20 protein-coding genes and 2 pseudogenes are annotated in these 18,480 nt (G+C 34.4%); 6 read left to right on the forward strand and 16 right to left on the reverse strand.

Annotated features, from left to right (window positions below):
- Nucleotides 1-26: 26 nt before the first annotated feature.
- The 3 genes from malD to DM800_RS07530 all read right to left on the reverse strand — a co-directional run bounded on the left by malD (nucleotide 27) and on the right by DM800_RS07530 (nucleotide 3,495).
- A complete protein-coding gene (gene malD / locus DM800_RS07520; RefSeq protein WP_001022607.1) occupies nucleotides 27-869 on the reverse strand; it encodes a maltosaccharide ABC transporter permease MalD in 843 nt (280 codons plus the stop codon).
- A complete protein-coding gene (gene malC / locus DM800_RS07525; RefSeq protein WP_001194989.1) occupies nucleotides 870-2,171 on the reverse strand; it encodes a maltosaccharide ABC transporter permease MalC in 1,302 nt (433 codons plus the stop codon).
- 64 nt (nucleotides 2,172-2,235) lie between these two features.
- Complete coding sequence (locus tag DM800_RS07530) at nucleotides 2,236-3,495, reverse strand: extracellular solute-binding protein (protein ID WP_147786663.1); 1,260 nt, start codon at nucleotides 3,493-3,495, stop codon at nucleotides 2,236-2,238.
- A 323-nt stretch (nucleotides 3,496-3,818) separates the two neighbouring features.
- On the opposite strand from DM800_RS07530, the gene DM800_RS07535 reads away from it, so the two are divergent.
- Nucleotides 3,819-5,579, forward strand: a complete 1,761-nt coding sequence (locus DM800_RS07535) for an alpha-glycosidase (RefSeq protein ID WP_088064328.1) — start codon at nucleotides 3,819-3,821, stop codon at nucleotides 5,577-5,579.
- 40 nt (nucleotides 5,580-5,619) lie between these two features.
- Here the strand turns inward: DM800_RS07535 and malL are convergent, their stop codons facing one another.
- Complete coding sequence (malL, locus tag DM800_RS07540; RefSeq protein ID WP_147786664.1) at nucleotides 5,620-7,296, reverse strand: oligo-1,6-glucosidase; 1,677 nt, start codon at nucleotides 7,294-7,296, stop codon at nucleotides 5,620-5,622.
- Nucleotides 7,297-7,558: 262 nt separating this feature from the next.
- On the opposite strand from malL, the gene DM800_RS07545 reads away from it, so the two are divergent.
- Nucleotides 7,559-8,659: an ABC transporter ATP-binding protein gene (locus DM800_RS07545; RefSeq protein WP_000818929.1), complete on the forward strand. Its 1,101-nt coding sequence runs from the start codon at nucleotides 7,559-7,561 to the stop codon at nucleotides 8,657-8,659.
- A 66-nt stretch (nucleotides 8,660-8,725) separates the two neighbouring features.
- On the opposite strand, the gene DM800_RS07550 is transcribed toward DM800_RS07545, so the two are convergent.
- The 3 genes from DM800_RS07550 to DM800_RS07560 form a co-directional block, all read right to left on the reverse strand.
- Nucleotides 8,726-9,235 (reverse strand): SDR family NAD(P)-dependent oxidoreductase, encoded by a 510-nt coding sequence (locus tag DM800_RS07550; RefSeq protein ID WP_000218424.1) that lies wholly within the window; start codon nucleotides 9,233-9,235, stop codon nucleotides 8,726-8,728.
- Between the two features lie 64 nt (nucleotides 9,236-9,299).
- The gene (locus DM800_RS07555) at nucleotides 9,300-9,398 is read right to left on the reverse strand and encodes a hypothetical protein (protein ID WP_000145657.1); all 99 of its coding nucleotides are present in this window, start codon (nucleotides 9,396-9,398) and stop codon (nucleotides 9,300-9,302) included.
- 181 nt (nucleotides 9,399-9,579) lie between these two features.
- A complete protein-coding gene (locus tag DM800_RS07560) occupies nucleotides 9,580-10,035 on the reverse strand; it encodes an RDD family protein (RefSeq protein ID WP_000769076.1) in 456 nt (151 codons plus the stop codon).
- A 131-nt stretch (nucleotides 10,036-10,166) separates the two neighbouring features.
- On the opposite strand from DM800_RS07560, the gene DM800_RS07565 reads away from it, so the two are divergent.
- The gene (locus tag DM800_RS07565) at nucleotides 10,167-10,598 is read left to right on the forward strand and encodes a DUF3997 domain-containing protein (RefSeq protein WP_000758773.1); all 432 of its coding nucleotides are present in this window, start codon (nucleotides 10,167-10,169) and stop codon (nucleotides 10,596-10,598) included.
- A gap of 46 nt (nucleotides 10,599-10,644) precedes the next feature.
- On the opposite strand, the gene DM800_RS07570 is transcribed toward DM800_RS07565, so the two are convergent.
- Nucleotides 10,645-11,409, reverse strand: a complete 765-nt coding sequence (locus DM800_RS07570; protein ID WP_048546181.1) for a CREC-EF hand family protein — start codon at nucleotides 11,407-11,409, stop codon at nucleotides 10,645-10,647.
- Nucleotides 11,410-11,445: 36 nt separating this feature from the next.
- Nucleotides 11,446-12,174: a DUF4184 family protein gene (locus DM800_RS07575; RefSeq protein WP_147786665.1), complete on the reverse strand. Its 729-nt coding sequence runs from the start codon at nucleotides 12,172-12,174 to the stop codon at nucleotides 11,446-11,448.
- A gap of 148 nt (nucleotides 12,175-12,322) precedes the next feature.
- Here DM800_RS07575 and DM800_RS07580 point away from each other — a divergent pair, with 148 nt between their 5' ends.
- Together DM800_RS07580 and DM800_RS07585 are read left to right on the forward strand one after the other, a co-directional pair.
- A complete protein-coding gene (locus DM800_RS07580; protein ID WP_000059857.1) occupies nucleotides 12,323-12,592 on the forward strand; it encodes a hypothetical protein in 270 nt (89 codons plus the stop codon).
- 10 nt (nucleotides 12,593-12,602) lie between these two features.
- Nucleotides 12,603-13,328 carry an AAA family ATPase gene (locus DM800_RS07585; RefSeq protein WP_147786666.1) on the forward strand — a complete coding sequence of 242 codons (726 nt, stop codon included), beginning with the start codon at nucleotides 12,603-12,605 and terminating at the stop codon, nucleotides 13,326-13,328.
- 31 nt (nucleotides 13,329-13,359) lie between these two features.
- Here DM800_RS07585 and DM800_RS07590 read toward each other — a convergent pair whose 3' ends face one another.
- The 3 genes from DM800_RS07590 to DM800_RS07600 form a co-directional block, all read right to left on the reverse strand.
- Nucleotides 13,360-14,535 carry an acetyl-CoA C-acetyltransferase gene (locus DM800_RS07590; protein ID WP_000552069.1) on the reverse strand — a complete coding sequence of 392 codons (1,176 nt, stop codon included), beginning with the start codon at nucleotides 14,533-14,535 and terminating at the stop codon, nucleotides 13,360-13,362.
- A gap of 139 nt (nucleotides 14,536-14,674) precedes the next feature.
- Nucleotides 14,675-15,124: an NUDIX hydrolase gene (locus DM800_RS07595; protein ID WP_147786667.1), complete on the reverse strand. Its 450-nt coding sequence runs from the start codon at nucleotides 15,122-15,124 to the stop codon at nucleotides 14,675-14,677.
- Between the two features lie 110 nt (nucleotides 15,125-15,234).
- A complete protein-coding gene (locus tag DM800_RS07600) occupies nucleotides 15,235-15,528 on the reverse strand; it encodes a DUF3928 family protein (RefSeq protein ID WP_000288327.1) in 294 nt (97 codons plus the stop codon).
- 160 nt (nucleotides 15,529-15,688) lie between these two features.
- Here DM800_RS07600 and DM800_RS07605 point away from each other — a divergent pair, with 160 nt between their 5' ends.
- Nucleotides 15,689-16,306 carry a DUF955 domain-containing protein gene (locus DM800_RS07605; RefSeq protein ID WP_097917836.1) on the forward strand — a complete coding sequence of 206 codons (618 nt, stop codon included), beginning with the start codon at nucleotides 15,689-15,691 and terminating at the stop codon, nucleotides 16,304-16,306.
- 15 nt (nucleotides 16,307-16,321) lie between these two features.
- Here DM800_RS07605 and DM800_RS29830 read toward each other — a convergent pair.
- The 4 genes and pseudogenes from DM800_RS29830 to DM800_RS07625 all read right to left on the reverse strand — a co-directional run.
- Nucleotides 16,322-16,458, reverse strand: a pseudogene (locus DM800_RS29830) (DNA-binding protein); the annotation flags it as partial.
- Between the two features lie 10 nt (nucleotides 16,459-16,468).
- Nucleotides 16,469-17,230 carry a DUF1129 domain-containing protein gene (locus DM800_RS07615; protein ID WP_088064332.1) on the reverse strand — a complete coding sequence of 254 codons (762 nt, stop codon included), beginning with the start codon at nucleotides 17,228-17,230 and terminating at the stop codon, nucleotides 16,469-16,471.
- Between the two features lie 13 nt (nucleotides 17,231-17,243).
- Nucleotides 17,244-18,010 (reverse strand): annotated as a pseudogene (locus tag DM800_RS07620) (DUF1129 domain-containing protein).
- On the reverse strand, nucleotides 18,010-18,342 hold the full coding sequence (locus tag DM800_RS07625) for a PadR family transcriptional regulator (protein WP_000107987.1): 333 nt from the start codon (nucleotides 18,340-18,342) through the stop codon (nucleotides 18,010-18,012). The pseudogene DM800_RS07620 and the gene DM800_RS07625 overlap by 1 nt, the downstream one beginning before the upstream one ends.
- Between the last annotated feature and the right edge of the window lie 138 nt (nucleotides 18,343-18,480).

The raw sequence follows: 18,480 nt of genomic DNA on the forward strand, positions 1-18,480 counted from the left end.
AAAAATGGGACATAATGTCCCATTTTTCATCCTTTCGTACCTCCAGCAGTTAAACCAGAGATAAAGTATTTTTGTAGTGATAGGAATAAAATTGAAATTGGGATTGCAATCAATACTGAACCCGCTGCGAACGTTGTGAATTCATTACCAAATTTCTTCGCTACCATTTCATATAACCCAACTGCTAACGTATAATTTTCTGGTGTGCGCAAAATAACACTCGCTAAAATGAAATCTGTAAATGGACCGATGAAAGTGAATAACGCCACAACCGCTACGATTGGCTTTGCAAGTGGCATAATGATTTGCCAAAAAATACGGAAATGTCCTGCCCCATCCATACGAGCTGACTCATCCAATTCTTTCGGAATCGTATCAAAATATCCTTTCATAAGCCATGTATTCATTGGAATTGCCCCGCCTACATAAATTAAAATTAATGCAAGGTGCGTATCGATTAACCCTGTTAACTGTGCTAATACGTATAGAGCGATTAGCGCCGCAAAGTTTGGAATCATTTGCAGAATTAAAAATGTTAATAAACCATTTTTTCTTCCAACAAAACGGTATCTTGAAAATGCATAAGCAGTAAAACTAATTGCTAACACTGAGAAAATCATCGTTATAACACTTACTTTTAATGTGTTTTTATACCATAGTAAATAATTACTATTCTCTAAATCTAATAACTTACGATAATGATCTAACGTTGCATTTTGCGGAATAATACTTGATCCAGATAAACTATCACCCGGATTAAACGATGAGCCAATAATCCATAATAATGGATAGAAAATGATGGCACACATTACGAAAATAACGAGATAACTTAATGAGAGACGTAACATCTTTTGTCTTTTAATATTCATTTACATCATATCCTCTTCTTGGAATGATTTTGTTCTCTTAAATTGCCATAACGCAACTGTAATAACGATTAACGATAAGATCATTGTAAGAGCTGCCGCTTTCCCGTACTGCGCCGAAGTCATCGTTAACTTATAAATCCATGAAATTAAAATATCTGTTCCACCTGCGTCTTGTCCAGCTACAGCAGGACCTCCGCCGTTAAATAGATAGATGATACTAAAGTTATTAAAGTTAAACGTATATTGCGTAATTAATATTGGTGCTGTTGCATATAGAACAAGTGGCAATGTAATTTTACGAAACTGTTGCCAAGCTGTAGCTCCATCTACTGTAGCAGCTTCATATAATTCCCCTGGAATCGATTGCAGTATACCTGTTGTCATTGCAAAGACGAACGGGAATCCAAGCCACGTTTGAATCATAATTAAAGCAATTTTTGCCCAAAATGGATCTGTCATCCAAGCAATCTTTTCGATTCCAAATAAAGCTAATACTTGATTGTTAATTGCTCCAAATGTCTCATTAAACATACCAGAGAAAACAAGAATAGATACGAATGCTGGAACCGCCCACGGTAAAATGAAGATTGTTCGAATAATTGCCTTCCCTTTAATACCAGGCTGATTTACGATAATCGCTAAGAAAATACCAAGCGCAACTTGTAATGTCGTTGCAACGAATGTCCAAATGACAGTCCAAGAAAATACGCTTAAAAATGTCTCTCTCCACATCGGTAATGTAAAGATATCAATAAAGTTTTTGAAGCCCACCCAATCTACTAATTTAGCTGGAGGAGAGTGGTATAAATCATAATTCGTAAATCCAATTAAAATTACGAAGATGATTGGAAATACAACTACAAAGATAAGTAATAGAAAACCTGGTGAAACCATTAAATATGGAAAACCTTGATCTAGTAAATTACGGTATTGCTCTTTTACAGAGTTTAAAGGTGTTCCTATATCACGTTTCTTCCCGTTTTGGTATGCATCATATAAATTAAATGCATATATTCCGAGTCCAAAAACGATGACGATGAGTGCCAAGATTCCTTCTACTAATAGAAAGACAGAATGATCACGTGGAACTTCTGTACCTAGCGTTACAATTCCCCATAATCCCATATTTAATAAATCAGCAAAGGCTACAATAAATGAACCTGTTAATACTAGAAAAATAAGCCCTTTTACAAATTGCTTATTATACATTTGGCCCACGCCTGGAATGATAGATAACATGGTTGCCATTTTCCTATGCTTTGAACCGTTTAAACCGTTTGCTGGTTCCATAGATGTTTGCATGTTCCTTCCCCCTTTTTTCTGGGAGAGAATTCATGCCCCTCATATGAGAGGCACGAATTTCACCTTATTTTTTCTTACTATGATTTGCCTCAATATTACCTTTAATTTGCTTCACTGCATTGTCAAGTGCTGCTTTTGGTGCCTCTTTTTCCGTAACAACTAATTGAAGCGCATCTCCAGCTGGTTTCCATACTTCTTGCATTTCTGGAATGTTCGGCATTGGAATTCCATTTTCAGATTGTGTTGCAACTGCTTTTGCAGCTTCATTATCTTTAATGATTGAATCTTCCATTACTGCTTTTACTGGAGGAATTTCTTTTGTTTTCTCAAATCGAATTTTTGCGTTCTCTTCATTTGTTACCCATTCAGTGAACTTTGTAGCTAAATCATTTTGTTTAGAGAAACTTGTTACATGCCACCCTTTAACCCCAACAAATGTTTTCATTGGTTGACCGTTTGGTAATTTCGGCATTGGAGCAACGCCATAATCAATTCCGTTCTTTTCCATTGCTTGGAACGCCCATGGACCATTCATGATAGATGCTGCTTTTCCTTCGTTAAATAGTCCATCAGCAGCAGGTCCACCCGATTCACCGATAATACCTTTCGGGAATAACTTTTCTTTGTACCATTTTTGAAGATATTCAGCACCTTGTACTGCCCCACTATTATTTAATCCAACATCACTTGCATTTGGCTTTCCATCTTTTTCACCAAACACATAACCACCCATACCTGCCATGAATGCATTAGCAAAGTAGAAGTTATCTCCTAGTGTTAAAAACCCATACTTGCCATCCTTCGTAAATTCTTTTGAGAAGTTAAACAGCTCGTCCATCGTTTCTGGTGCTTTTGGCATTAATTTTTTATTGTAAATAAAGACTGGTGTCTCAATTGCTTTTGGTAAACCATATAATTTCCCGTTATATGTCTGTGCTTCTATTGATGATTCAGTAAATCTACTCTTCACAGCATCATCAGCTTTCACTTCAGAAAGTAAACCTTCTGTTACTGCGTTTCCAATTTGATCATGTGGCAATGTTACAACATCTGGTCCCGTCCCCGCTGGTCCATCAAGGCGTAACTTCTTCACTTGATCTGTCATTTGCATTTCAACGACTTTTACTTTTACTTTATATTTTTCCTCAAAACTTTTCACTGCTGGTTCTAAACCAACACCTTTTTTATCATCTTCCCAAACGAGAAGATCGTAATCTTTCTTCGCTTTACTTTCTTCTTTCTTCCCTGAATCTTTCGGTCCACATGCAGATAACATACCAATTAATAATGCTGAAACCGTTAATAATGATAATGCTTTCTTCATCCCAAAAACCTCCCTAAATTGTATATGTACCTTACTAATTGAAAACGTTTGCATTAAATGGTTTAATAGAAGCACAAACAATATCTCAATCTATGAAAACGTTTGCGCTATTTGTCTCTCATTATACATTCTTTTATTCATTTTGCAAATATTAATTTTAAAATATTATTACTACACTCCTTATACATTGACTTTATATGAAATGAATACTACTCTTATAAGCAATATTAAAGCTATGCAAAAAGCAATCGTTTGCAACATATACTTTATTATTATACTTAAGGGAACAATATGCATGGAGATATTAAAGGGGGATTTTCTATATGCTTAAAGAAGCTATTTATCATAGGCCAAAAGATAATTACGCATACGCTTATGATGAAAAAACGATTCATATCCGAATACGTACTAAAAGAGAAGATGTTCAAAGCGCCACTCTTATTTACGGTGATCCTTATGAATGGAAAGACGGGAAATGGATTACATCAAGCACACCGATGAAAAAAACTGGTTCTACTGCATTGTTTGATTATTGGTCCATTTCCATCGAGCCTAAATTTAAGCGCTTACGTTATGGATTCGAATTAAAAAATGATACAGAAACGCTTATTTATGCAGAGCGAGGATTTTTTTCCAGTATTCCAAATGATGACGTTGGTAACTTTTTCTGTTTGCCATTTATTCATGCAAATGATGTGTTTCAAGCACCTTCTTGGATTAAAGACACCGTTTGGTATCAAATTTTCCCAGAACGGTTCGCTAATGGAGATCGTGCACTAAATCCAGAAAACACTCTTCCTTGGGGAAGCGCTGAGCCAACTCCAACTAATTTTTTCGGCGGAGATTTTGCTGGTATTATTCAAAACCTCGATTATCTTGTTAAGCTTGGAATTTCGGGAATATACTTCACACCTATTTTCAAAGCACATTCAAACCATAAATATGACACAATTGACTACATGGAAATCGATCCGCAATTCGGGACGAAAGAAACGTTCAAAGAACTCGTTCAGGCATGTCATACACACGGTATAAAAGTAATGCTCGATGCCGTGTTTAATCATAGTGGATACTTTTTCGATAAATTCCAAGACGTACTAGAAAACGGTGAGAAGTCTGCTTATAAAGAGTGGTTCCATATTCATGAATTTCCAATTGTAACGGAGCCACTCCCGAATTATGATACTTTCGCGTTTACACCGTATATGCCTAAATTAAATACAGCACACCCAGATGTAAAAGAATACTTACTTGAAGTAGGGCGTTATTGGGTAAGAGAATTCAATATAGACGGTTGGCGCCTTGATGTAGCAAATGAAGTAGACCACAGCTTTTGGAGAGAATTCCGCAGTGAGATAAAGGCATTAAATCCTGAAGTATATATTTTAGGAGAAATTTGGCACGATGCACTTCCATGGCTACAAGGAGATCAATTTGATGCTGTAATGAGCTACCCTGTTACAAACGCTCTACTGTCTTACTTTGCTAATGATTCCATTAAAGCAAATGAATTTATGAAACAAATTACAGAATCTCTACATTCCTACTCTATGAATGTAAATGAAGCAGCGTTTCATTTATTAGACAGTCATGATACACCAAGAATATTGACAACATGTAACGGAGATAAAAATAAGTTACAGTTACTTTATGTATTCCATCTTTCCTTCATCGGCTCTCCTTGTATTTATTATGGAGACGAAATTGGTATGGACGGTGGTATGGACCCAGATTGTCGCAAATGTATGGTTTGGGATACGAAAGAACAAGATCATCTATTATTTACACATATACAAACATTAATTTCATTACGAAAGCAATATAAAGCATTTGGAGGACATGGTACTTTCCAATTCATCGAAGCAAATGATGAACATAATTACATTTCTTATACGAAAACATATGAAGATGAAACTATCTTTTTCGTTTTAAATCCGACTAACAGTGATGTTACAGCTTCACTCCCTCTCCATGTTACTGGAAAGAAAATTATTAACATTTATACAAACGAAGAATTTTCAGCGGAAGCAAGTGTATTACAAGTTACACTTCCTCCATATGGATTCTCAATCTTAAAATGGTAATAAAAAATCCTTATGCCAAGGTGTGGCATAAGGATTTTTCTTATTTTAATTTAAATACCATCGCTTCATATGGACGTAATACAATGTTATCTATCGATCCACTCTCTACGTCGTAATTGTGTATTAATAACTCTGATTCACTATAACTAATGTCCTTAGGCAATTCAAATACACATTCTTCCGCCGTAAAGTTTGCAATAACAAGAAGTTTTTCTTCTTCATATGTTCTTACGTATGCAAAAATAGAAGGATTATTATCTAATATTAAATCATATGATCCGTACACAACTATTTCATTATTTTTGCGTAGGTCAATTAATTTTTTATAGTAATAAAAAATTGAATCTTTATTTTGGATTGCTTGTTTCACATTGATTTCTTTGTAGTTAGGGTTTACCGTAATCCAAGGCTCACCTGTTGTGAATCCAGCATGTTCTTTATCATTCCACTGCATCGGTGTTCTAGCATTATCTCGGCCTTTTATATAAATAGACTGCATCACTTTATCTATATCTTCACCGCACTCTATCACTTTTTCCTTATACATATTTAACGTTTCAATATCTCGATATTCATCAATCGAATCAAATCGAACGTTCGTCATTCCGATTTCTTCTCCTTGATAAATATACGGTGTTCCTTTCATCATATGAAGCACCGTCGCTAACATTTTCGCAGATTCAATGCGATACATTCCATCATTACCAAAACGAGATACAACGCGTGGCTGATCATGGTTATTCCAATACAGGCTATTCCACCCTGTATGCTCTAATGCTTTTTGCCACTTCGTTAAATTCTCTTTTAAAGTAAGAAGTGAGCATGGTTTTACATCCCATTTTCCGCCTTCTCCCGAATCTAAATCCATATGTTCAAATTGGAATACCATCTGCAGTTCTTTTCGTTCTTCTCCAGTATACATTTTCGCTTCTTCTGTCGTTACACCAGGCATTTCACCAACCGTCATAATATCATAATGAGACAATACCTCTTCATTCATTTCATGTAAATATTTATGAATGTTTGGACCGTTCATAAAATGCTTATGACCTGAAACATACCCCTCTTCTTCGGTTTCAACAGCTGGTAATCCCTCTTCTTTAGAAATAAAATTAATAACATCCATACGGAAGCCATCAATTCCTTTTTCTAACCAAAACTTCATCATTTCATAAACATCTTGTCTTACCTTTTCATTATCCCAATTTAAATCCGGCTGTTTTTTAGAAAACAGATGTAAATAATATTCATCTGTCATTTCATCATACTTCCATGCAGATCCACTAAAAGCTGCTCCCCAGTTGTTCGGCTCTTTTCCTTCTTTTCCAGGATGCCATATATAGTAGTCTCTATATTTATTATCTTTTGATTTACGTGATTCAATAAACCAATTATGTTCATCAGAAGTATGGTTAACAACTAAGTCCATCATAAGTTTCATATTACGTTCATGCATTTCATGTAATAGCTCATCCCAATCTTCCATTGTTCCGAACTCATTCATAATTTTACAATAATCACTTATATCATAACCATTATCATCATTTGGAGATTCATAGACCGGTGATAACCAAATGACATCAATCCCTAATTCTTTTAAGTAATCTAGCTTTGAAATAATCCCACGAAGATCCCCAATACCATCACCGTTACTATCCATAAAGCTACGAGGATAAATTTGATATACTACACTTTCTTTCCACCACTGTTTTTCCATTATGCTACCCCATTTCATTAATAATTCGATTTTCTCTGTTTTAAGGCGCAAACGTTTTCATTAATGAATGATAACAGATTCTATCTTAATTTAAAATAGCGCTTACAACTTTTATTCTTATTTTTCTAAGAAAACATACGCAAATTACTAATATTCCTCTAATAAATGAAAACGTTTTATTTTTTTTGTTTATTTTTTGAATCTATTAGTTTATAATGAACTCAAAGAAAACGTTTGCATAATTTTTCTAGGGGGCAATACCATGGCAGAATTGAAATTAGAAAACATTTATAAAATATATGATAATAATGTAACAGCTGTAACAGATTTTAATTTACACATTCAAGATAAAGAGTTTATCGTATTTGTCGGTCCTTCTGGATGCGGAAAATCTACAACATTACGAATGGTCGCTGGACTTGAAGATATTTCAAAAGGAGAGTTTTCAATTGATGGTAAGCTAATGAATGATGTCCCTCCAAAAGATCGCGATATCGCAATGGTCTTCCAAAACTATGCTTTATATCCACATATGAGCGTGTATGATAATATGGCATTTGGATTAAAACTTAGAAAAATACCAAAAGATGAAATCGATCGTCGTGTGAAAGATGCAGCAAAAATTTTAGGACTGGAACAATATTTAGATAGAAAACCGAAAGCGTTATCTGGTGGACAACGTCAACGTGTTGCGTTAGGGAGAGCGATTGTTCGAGACGCGAAAGTATTCTTAATGGATGAGCCTTTATCCAACTTAGACGCTAAATTACGTGTTGCAATGCGCTCAGAAATTTCTAAATTACATCACCGTCTTGGAACGACAACAATTTACGTAACACATGATCAAACAGAAGCAATGACAATGGCTTCACGTCTCGTTGTTATGAAAGACGGAAAGATTCAACAAATCGGAACTCCAAAAGAAGTATATGAAACACCTGAAAATATTTTCGTTGGTGGATTTATTGGCTCTCCAGCAATGAATTTCTTCCGTGGTAAATTGACTGAAACCGATTTCGTTATAGATAATTCATTAAAAGTCAAAGTAACTGAAGGAAAAATGAAGATGTTACGTGAACAAGGCTATGTAAATAAGGAAATTGTTTTAGGTATTCGTCCTGAAGACATTCATGATGAACTATTATTTTTAGAAGCTTCACAATCTACTGCCTTCACAACAAAAATCGAAGTTGCTGAGTTACTAGGTGCTGAATCTATTTTATATATGAAACTTGGAGATCAAGATTTTGCAGCACGTGTTGATGCAAGACATACATTTTCACCTGGAGATCAAATTAAACTAGCATTTGATATGAATAAAGCGCATTTCTTTGATAGTCAAACTGAACAACGTATTCGTTAAAAAATAATTTTCCTCTGTATAACATACAAAAAAACCGTCCACATACTTTGAGGGCGGTTTTCATTATTATACGAGGGCTTCTACTGTATGAAATGATTGTCCTTTCGTGCCAATAATACCGAAAATCGGTAAGTCACTCAGCACCACTTCTTCTTGCTGTTTCATAAAAGATGACGTTAATTGTTTTATCTCTATCCAAACGTCATTAATACAAAGTACATTGGAATCGTTCTCTTGTTGGCGAGAAAAAATAGAATCTATTTTATATAAACCAGCATTTTGAAAAAGCATATCAATGCGACTAAATGCATTCAAAGTAATACTGATAACGCGTTGCCAATCTCCTTGCTTTCCCATATCATAGGATACAAAAAGTGCTTCTCCGCCTAGATTCGTAATTTCCTCCACTGTTGCTTGTCCACTTTCTTGATCAATGTCCGTCACAATTACTTTTGCGCCTTGTTTAGCCAACAAAAGAGCTGTATTACGTCCAATACCGATGCCACCGCCAGTTACGATAGCAACTTTTCCTGCAAGCTTCATTTTCATTACCCCTTCTATAAGTCTTACCGTCATTCAGTATACTCCTTTATGAGATTAGTCTGCAAGCAAGAAAAGTTGCTTATTAATTTGTAAGCGATTACTTTTTTACTCCTTCTTTTTTCTTACTATTACGCTGATCGAAAACTAAACCGATGAAAATTAAAATCCCCCAAAAGATTACGCTACCCCCAGTCATTTCAATTTCCCCCTTATTATATAAAGATATTATTTTAATCATTATAACATTTTCTTAATTTTCAATCTATTGAAACCAAAAATGATATGGATTAACTTTTTCTTATTATATATCCTTTAAAATATATTTATATAATTAAAAAAGACCTTCTTATTTTATGTATAAAAAGGTCTCTGTTTTATTATACAAGACTTATCACTTTTGTTTTTGTAATTAAATCTTGAAAACCACAATTATCTTTGCGGAATAACATCATATATACGTTACATAATATCGGAATTCCAAGTAGCAATATGTTCGGTAATAACAATACAAAAAATCTTATAATTAATGTTTGTAATGTTAACTTTTCACTCTTCAATGAAATTAATTTTATTCTCGTTACCTTTTTACCAAGTGTAACACCGTTCCAAATAAAGGGTACCAAAATAAAATATATCGCCATTAATATAAAAACTACTGCGAGATCATATCTATAATCACCAAAACTAATATTAAAGCGATTAAAAATAGCACTATAATTTCCGGTCATAATAGCTACTACTGCACCATACATAACCGAGATTAAAAACATGTCAATTAGGGAAGCACCTATGCGATTCATTACAAGCGCTGGACGATGCATCTTTAACTTCATTTTATGTCGACTCCTTCATATCCTTCTTTACCCGTCTCATCGTACCACTTCTAAAAAACATTGTAAACTAGCGTTTCTCTTACTTTTCTTGTACAATGTGTTACAACAGCATTGTAAAGGAGGTTCCCATATTGAAAAAATGGATAATCCTATTCGTCGCATTCCTATTAGCCGGTTGTGCTGGAAATACAAATCATATAACTTATACGATTAACGATGAATACGAACTCATACGTACTTCTGGAAATGCATTTGAACTTTTCCCATCGCAAGATGCTGTATATGCCACACAATACATTCCTGCAAAAATTACAGACATAGCTTGGGATGATAAATACATTATTGCAAAACAAATTGAGGAAAAGTCAGATCCGAATAACCCTGACGGAGCAATTGCAAATAAAAAAAGTGAGCATTATTGGATTATTGACGTAAAGCATAATAAACGTTTTGGTCCTTATAATGAAAAGCAATTTAATGAACAAAAAGATGCATTTAAAATTAAGGTACCTTTTCAAAATGTAGATTCATACATAAAAGAAAAGAAAAAACAGTCAGCATAATATTTTTAACGCTGACTGTTTTTTCTTTTATGTTTTTAAAAATCCCCTACTCAGAAAGTGAGATATTAAAAGTTTGTGCCTCTTTTACAACATCTTGCGTTTCTGTATCTGCTGCGACTACATTATCTGTTGTAAACTTAATATCCTTTACCTTTTCTTTTCCATCATCAAGTATTAAGCCGATAATACCATCTCTTGTTTCACCAGGCTTATAGTCTTCCCTTGATACATTTTTTGTACCAACGAGCGTATCTTCATCATATAAAAAGTTTTGAGTTGCTACTTTAAAATGTTGCTTATCATTAATCGTAACATCATTCATAGAGAAAAATTGCATATTTTTATTCCCGCTATTTTCCACCTTATATGTAATTTCAACGTAACGAATCGTATCACTAATCTCTGTACCACTTATCGATGCATATAACTCCGCATCTTCTTGACTTACTTTATCTCCTAATCTACGCTTTACTTCTTCAGGAGTTAATGCCGTAAATACTTTTAATGCATTTTTTGCATCTTTACTCATCTGCGATAAAGAGATTACTTTTACATCTTGTATGTGAATTTTCATTGGTGCTACTTCAAATGTTTGATTTACAGATTGAATCTGTTCTAACTTAAAAGTACCCCACCCTGTTTCTTTCACTTTTTGTCCTACTTTTTTCAGCTCACGCCCACCATATTCTTTTGTTTCAGGAATAGATTCTTTCTTCTTCGGTTCAACTTTCTTTTCTTCTTGATGGAAGCAACCACTTAACATAAGAAGAAAACTACATAAAACAAAAATATTTTTCCATGCTTTCATCATATAATTTCTCCTAACACTATCATTCATTAATATAAATTAGTCCTTTGCTTTGTAGACTATAGAAACAATGAGAATTCCACAAAAGGAACTTGTCAGTCCAGATACTATTATACCCCCTATTTGGAAAATATGAAAATAGGGATCTACGAATGCGTGAACGATAAATACTAGAGCTGCGAAAATGATTACCGAAACCCAATACTTCCTTTTTTCTGAAGCTATCATAATATCTTTCCCTGTTTCATCTTTATACTTCCATAGTACATATAATAGTAATAAGAAACCAACACATGTACTCCCGTGTTGCATATATTTATATACTGGGATACTATGTAATCCTCTTTGTAACAATGTTATCTTCGTAACAAAATAGCCTGTATTATGAGTAAATGCATCCCAAACGACATGCGTGAGCATACCAAATAAAGCAGAATAGCAAAATACAAAGAAATCCTTCCATGTATGAAGCCCCCACCTCTCATCTACTGCATATGCAAAATAGCCAGCAAATGGTTTAGGTAAATGTGTTATAAACGGCTTTTTTAAAATGTAATGATACATATATGCTAACAGAAATACAAGTGGTAAATTTAAATATAAGAATCCAAGCCATGTATGCCCAATAACACCATACGGTCTAAAGTGTAAAAAATATTCAAAATCAGGCGCCATACTGCCTAATATAAGAGCCGTTACTGAAATATATTGAGAACGTTTTTTCACAAAAGGAAGAACTGCTGCTGGATGCGCAAATGTAAACGGCATGTTTTAACTCCTTTTCATATCTTCAATAGAATACCATCTATCATAACGAGAGAATTGATCTTGATGCAATATTTATTTTCACATTGGAATATGATAGTTTACATGTTATAATCCACATAAAATATTCAGAAAATAAGGAGAGGTTCACGTGTCATTAACACTTGCCTTTTTTCTCATTCTGCTTATCTTCTTTGTACTTACATACATCGGCTTTTTTCTGTGGAAGCACTTAAAAATTATAAAATATATGCCTGCTCTCGTTGGTTTTATAAGCGTTCTTTTTATTTTCATATGGAAGAGAATGACTTTAGGCTGGGAAGGTCTTGGCTTTGGCGCACTTCAATATACAATACTATTTGCAAGCTGTCTTACCCTTGTATTTGCTGCTTTTTTAGAATCAAAATCCGTTATGAATTGAGGTTTATATATTGATTGACGTACCCTTTTTAAAAAATGTCACATTAAAAAAAGAAAATATCCCTAGTTTTTTCGCATATCCTTACTGTCTACCCGCTATCCGAACTTTACAATCACTTGCCTTCCATCCAAATGTAACATTCATTATTGGAGAAAACGGAACGGGAAAATCAACATTACTCGAAGCAATTGCAATCGCTTTAGGATTTAATGCAGAAGGTGGAACGAAGAATTTCCGCTTTAGCACAAACGATTCACATTCATCTTTACATGAATACCTTCGAATTTCTAAAAGTTTCAATACACCAAACGACGGTTTCTTTCTTCGTGCTGAATCATTTTATAACGTTGCTTCTTATATTGATGAGATAGACGCTATAAAATCTTATGGCGGTGTTTCACTTCACGAACAATCCCATGGTGAATCATTCTTTTCCTTATTTATGAACCGTTTTTCAGGACAAGGTTTATACATTTTAGATGAGCCTGAGGCCGCTCTATCACCAATGAGGCAACTTTCCATGCTTATTCGAATGCACGAACTAGCGGAACAAGGTTCACAATTTGTTATCGCGACGCACTCTCCTATTTTAATGGCTTATCCTGAATCCACTATATATTCTTTAACACAAGAAGGGATTCATGAATCCACATTAGAAGAAACCGAGCATTACCAAACGACAAAACTTTTCTTTGAAAATCGTGATCGATTATTTCATCATTTATTTGATTCTTAATAAAAAAGAAGCAGCGATTGCTGCTTCTTTTTTATAGTGCTTCTATAAATAATGCTACCCCAATACCGCCACCGACGCATAGAGAAGCAATTCCTTTTTCTAAACCGCGTCTCTTCAATTCATGAATTAAACTTACAGTAATACGAGCTCCTGTACAACCGATTGGATGTCCAAGTCCTACACCGCTACCGTTTACATTCACTTTTTCACGGTCTAAACCTAATTCTTTCTCTACAGCTAGGTATTGAGCCGCGAAAGCTTCATTAATTTCCAGTAAATCAGCATCTTCTAATGACCAATCTACTTTTTCTAACCCTTTACGAATTGCTGGTGCTGGTCCAATACCCATAATTTTCGGATCTACTCCAGCTACTGAATATCCAACAATTCTAGCTAACGGTTGTAAGCCTTTTTCTTTCGCTTTTTCTTCGCTCATTAATACTAGAACCGCACTTCCATCATTAAGGCCAGATGCATTCCCTGCCGTTACAGATCCATCTTTACGGAAAGCTGGTTTTAATCCTGCTAATTTTTCCGCTGTAATATCTGCACGTGGATGTTCATCCTTCGAAAATACTATTTCTTTTCTACGTTCTTTTATCGTAATAGGAACAATTTGCTCGTCAAAATATCCAGACTCGATTGCTTGCAGTGCCAATGTATGACTACGAAGCGCAACTTCATCTTGTTCCTCTCTTGTAATTTCATATTGGTCAACTAAATTTTCAGCCGTTTCACCCATCATAATATGGTGAATCGGATCTTCTAGTACTTCCCACACCGTATCACGAATTTCTCCGTGCTGTAGACGTTGTCCCCAGCGGTGCTGTTTTAATGCATAAGGGCTTGAACTCATTGCTTCTACTCCACCTGCAATAACAACATCACTTACACCTAATTGAATTTGCATTGCAGCTGACATAATTGCTTGCATACCTGAAGAACATTGGCGTTGGATTGTATAACCCGTAACTGTGTCAGGAAATCCTGCCGCTAATGCAGCTGTTCTTGCAGTATTTGCTTCATCAGTTCTTTGAATACAATGACCTAAAATTACTTCATCAACTTCGTGTGGTTCTACCCCGCCTCGTTTTACAGCTTCCTGAAGTACAGGAACCGCTAATTCTACTGGCGTTACATTTTTTAGCGCTCCTCCAAAAGTTCCAATTGGCGAACGAACTGCAGCTGTAATAACAACATTATGCATTTTGCACTTGCCCCTCTCTTATGTACCCTAGTCAGTTTTTAGGTGAAATTCCATAAGATGTATGTCTACATCTATCATACTATAAACATACTAAAAAATCAAAATATTTAATATAATAAAAATAGAAGGAATTAACCTTCTATTCTGTTAATGCATATAAAAATTTTTGTAAAATTTTCTCTGTCGTTTCATTCAATTTTGGTAACTTATCTACCGGAAAATATTGAAGCTTCAATCCCTCATGATCAAGCCTTAATTCTCCACTCACATGATGCCCCTGATACAGATGAATAACATTAAAGATTTCATCCCCATTAGGATAACGGAAATATACTTCTTTTCCTGATAAGACACCTAGAAATTGCATTATTTTTGCAGTTAATCCCGTCTCCTCGAATAATTCTCGGCGAGCAGTTTCTTCCGTCGTTTCTCCTAGTTCCATCGCGCCGCCAGGTACACCCCAAGCATATGTATCTGAACGATATTGAAGCAATACTTCCTGATTATCATTTAGTATAATTATTGCTGATCCAACGAGAATAAGTGGTCTTGTCCCAACAACTTTGCGTAACTCTTCAATATACCCCATTATGTAAATTCTCCTTTCCTCACCCTCCCTTATCATAACAAAATTCTTCTCCTTTTGTTGATGTAATTTCCAAGAAAAAAAAGGAAGCTTTCGCTTCCTTTTTTCCATTTTTATTTCTTAAAACTTTCATATTTTACAGCTTCAAAAGCTTCTTCAATTTCATCATTACGATAATGAACGTATGTAAAACGCCCTAATTCTACTAATCTTGCTATTTCTTGTAACGCTTTATGTTGCTCATATGTTTCCTCCAGCTTAATATGTACATAAAACTTCATTAATGGATGTTCATATAAAGGTTCTCCCACCTCTACATATACATCTTCAACCCCTTGTACAACTCTTACATAACTCGCAAATTGATAAAGTGCTTCTCTGTCTGAAACGATTTTTAATGTATACATATATTCTCCCCCTTTTCTTTACTATATCAAAAAGATGACCACACCATGTTATAGAACTATGAAATTTTTTCGACTTGTAATAAACAAGGCTTTTATCCATACATAGGGTCTTTTCCCAACATATATTATAGAAAGAATTTTTTCAGTTGAGGTGTTCCTTATGGATCCATACGTCAATATATGTATTTGCATTACTCCAGGCGCCGATATTTCTGATGACCGTATTGCAAAAGATTTAGCAGTTGCAGAATCAATTTGGCACCCCATTACATTTCAAATTAAAGACGTAATTATTTTAAATGAACTTTTTCGTTTTTCTGACCGTGAAATTAGTTATAAAAATTCTATTCAAAGTCAGGAAAAATTAGCATCCTTTTTCCAAACATGTGTAAATGAAGCTCCTGCATGCGACCTTTACATTTGTTATATTGGCAGTGATTATTTCAAAGAAACAGCCGTAATTGCCTGCGCGTACTCTTTAGCCAAACAACAGCAACTTACTGGTTATATCGTTTTAACAAATTCGGCTGCTCCCATGAAAAATATATATACGCTCGCTCACGAAGTCGGTCATATTTTATTTACAAGACGTGTTCATGGAAAACTTACTCACGCAGATCCTCATTCCCCAACTGGCTCGGAGCACCATCCTTCTCCAACAAATCTTATGTACCCTATCGTACCTCGTCCTGAAAACGTCCATATTCAATCCCTATTAACAAACGAACAAAAAGCACTCTCTTTACAAAGTTCTTTATTACAAAGAAAAAAACAGTAACTGTCATGTTACTGTTTAAAACAATTTATTCCAATTAATAAACGATACACCGGCTGCAAAGGATACACTATACACCTAAAACGAATCCCTCTAAAAATCAAAATATAGTATTTCTTTGGAAATAATTTTTTGTATATCCAGAGCAGCCACTTTTTTGAAATACTAGTTTACACTTTTTCTCTCTTCAATTTTTAAAGACCATCTCATTAACCCATATATACTTCCATACATAAGTAATATCTTTGCAATTCCCCAAAATACATTTTTTTCTTCTAATCCTTTAAATATAAACATAATCGCTAAAGGAACAATTAGCACCAAAACACCCATCCAACCAAGGACATACACTTCTCCAACGAAAAGTAATAAAAAGATACTTGCTGCTAATATATATGTTTGCATTGTCGATAATTGCAAAATAGGTGTACCGTACCATTTATCAACAAACATCAATAATACTAATAATAAAATGGGAACCATTACTATTATGTAAATAATTCCGAACTCTACAAATTTATTTTTAAAAGAAGACATTCTAAACGCAACAATGGTTCCAATAATCGTAATGATTAAGACGATAGGATAGCCAATTAACTGTATATTCGTTAGTGTAAATTGCTGATTTGGATTATTAAATAAAATATGAGTTAATATCCAATACCCGCCAATACCAATTATCATCGCAAGAATACTCTTTATACTCCCACCTTTATCCTTCTCCATCTCTTTCGCCAATTCTTCCGCATACTCTTTTGGTGAATCACCAAATATATCCGTTACCGTCTTTCCCTCTTTCTCACCTTCTATTAAATGAAGCTCTGCATCTTCTATAAAAGCGTCCACATCTTCTTCTTTCATTCCTTTTGTTATTAAATACACTTTCGTATCGATTAAAAACTTTTCTCCTTCTTTAGAAATCTGCATGATAACCCCTCCCTTAGTTAACCGTTTCTCTTCTATTCGTCTTCATCATAATTTCAAGGAAAATTAAAATAAACAAACTTCCGTATAAACATATAATTTGAAATAACATTGGCACGAGATCTTCTGATGTAAATGTTTTAAACAGTAACATAATCGAAAGTGAAATAATTAAATATAAGTTTTTAAACCATCCTTCAAAATATATATTTATCGCTACTGTGATGATAAAAATAGCTCCAGCTAATATATAACTTTGCGTTTGGGTGAATGTAAACGTTTTGGTAGGATAGATTACATCTAATATCGTAACAGCCCCCATTAAAAACATTGGCGCTACCATAACTAAAAACCACATAGAAAACCACGTTTTTGTAAAGCTTGTTACGAAGGTCATTTTGCGAAGTAAAAAATTAGGACCTATAACAACTAAAATCAATGACAAACTATACCCAACGCACTGAATAAGTGAGGTCTGTAATAATCCGTTATTCACTATTAGGATAGAAGCAATAATCCAAAACGATACGATATTCATTACTGTAAAACCAATTTGTCTCCACGTTTCCTGTCTATCTCTTTCCATTACTTTTACAAGTTCATTTGCATATTCTTTCGGTGAGCTTCCGAAAATATCTTCTACACTTTTCCCATCACTCTCACCCTCGATTAAATGAAGTTCTGCATCTTCTATAAAATTTTCAATATCGCTTTCTTTCACACCCTTGCCACTAAAAATAATCTCATATCTAATAAAAACTTTCGTGCTTCACTTGATAACATTATTTTTTTCTCCCCTTCCCCTCAAGTAGACGCTCTACACTACTTTGCATCGCTTCCCAGCGATCCATAAATTCATTAAGTGCTTCCTCGCCTTTTTCTGTTAATGTATAATATTTTCGCTTTGGGCCAGATGGAGATTCCTTCATTACACTTGTTATTAATCCTTCCTTTTGCATTCGTATTAATAGCGGATAAATACTTCCCTCACTCGCCATAGTAAAGCCATACTTTGCTAGTTTTTCACTCATTTCATAACCGTATATTTCACCTTCAGAAATAATAGCAAGTAAGCATCCTTCTAAAATCCCTTTCAGCATTTGACTTGTCGACATAACTCAAATCCTCCCGCTATCTTGTTTTACAAGATAGATAAGCGTAAGTATCTTGCTTTACAAAATAGTATAGCAGAGACTATTTTGCAAAACAAGATAGCTAACAATATTTTTCCAAATCTTTGCAGGATTTTTATT

The organism is Bacillus sp. AY18-3, from assembly GCF_008042305.1.
Classification (GTDB): domain Bacteria; phylum Bacillota; class Bacilli; order Bacillales; family Bacillaceae_G; genus Bacillus_A; species Bacillus_A wiedmannii.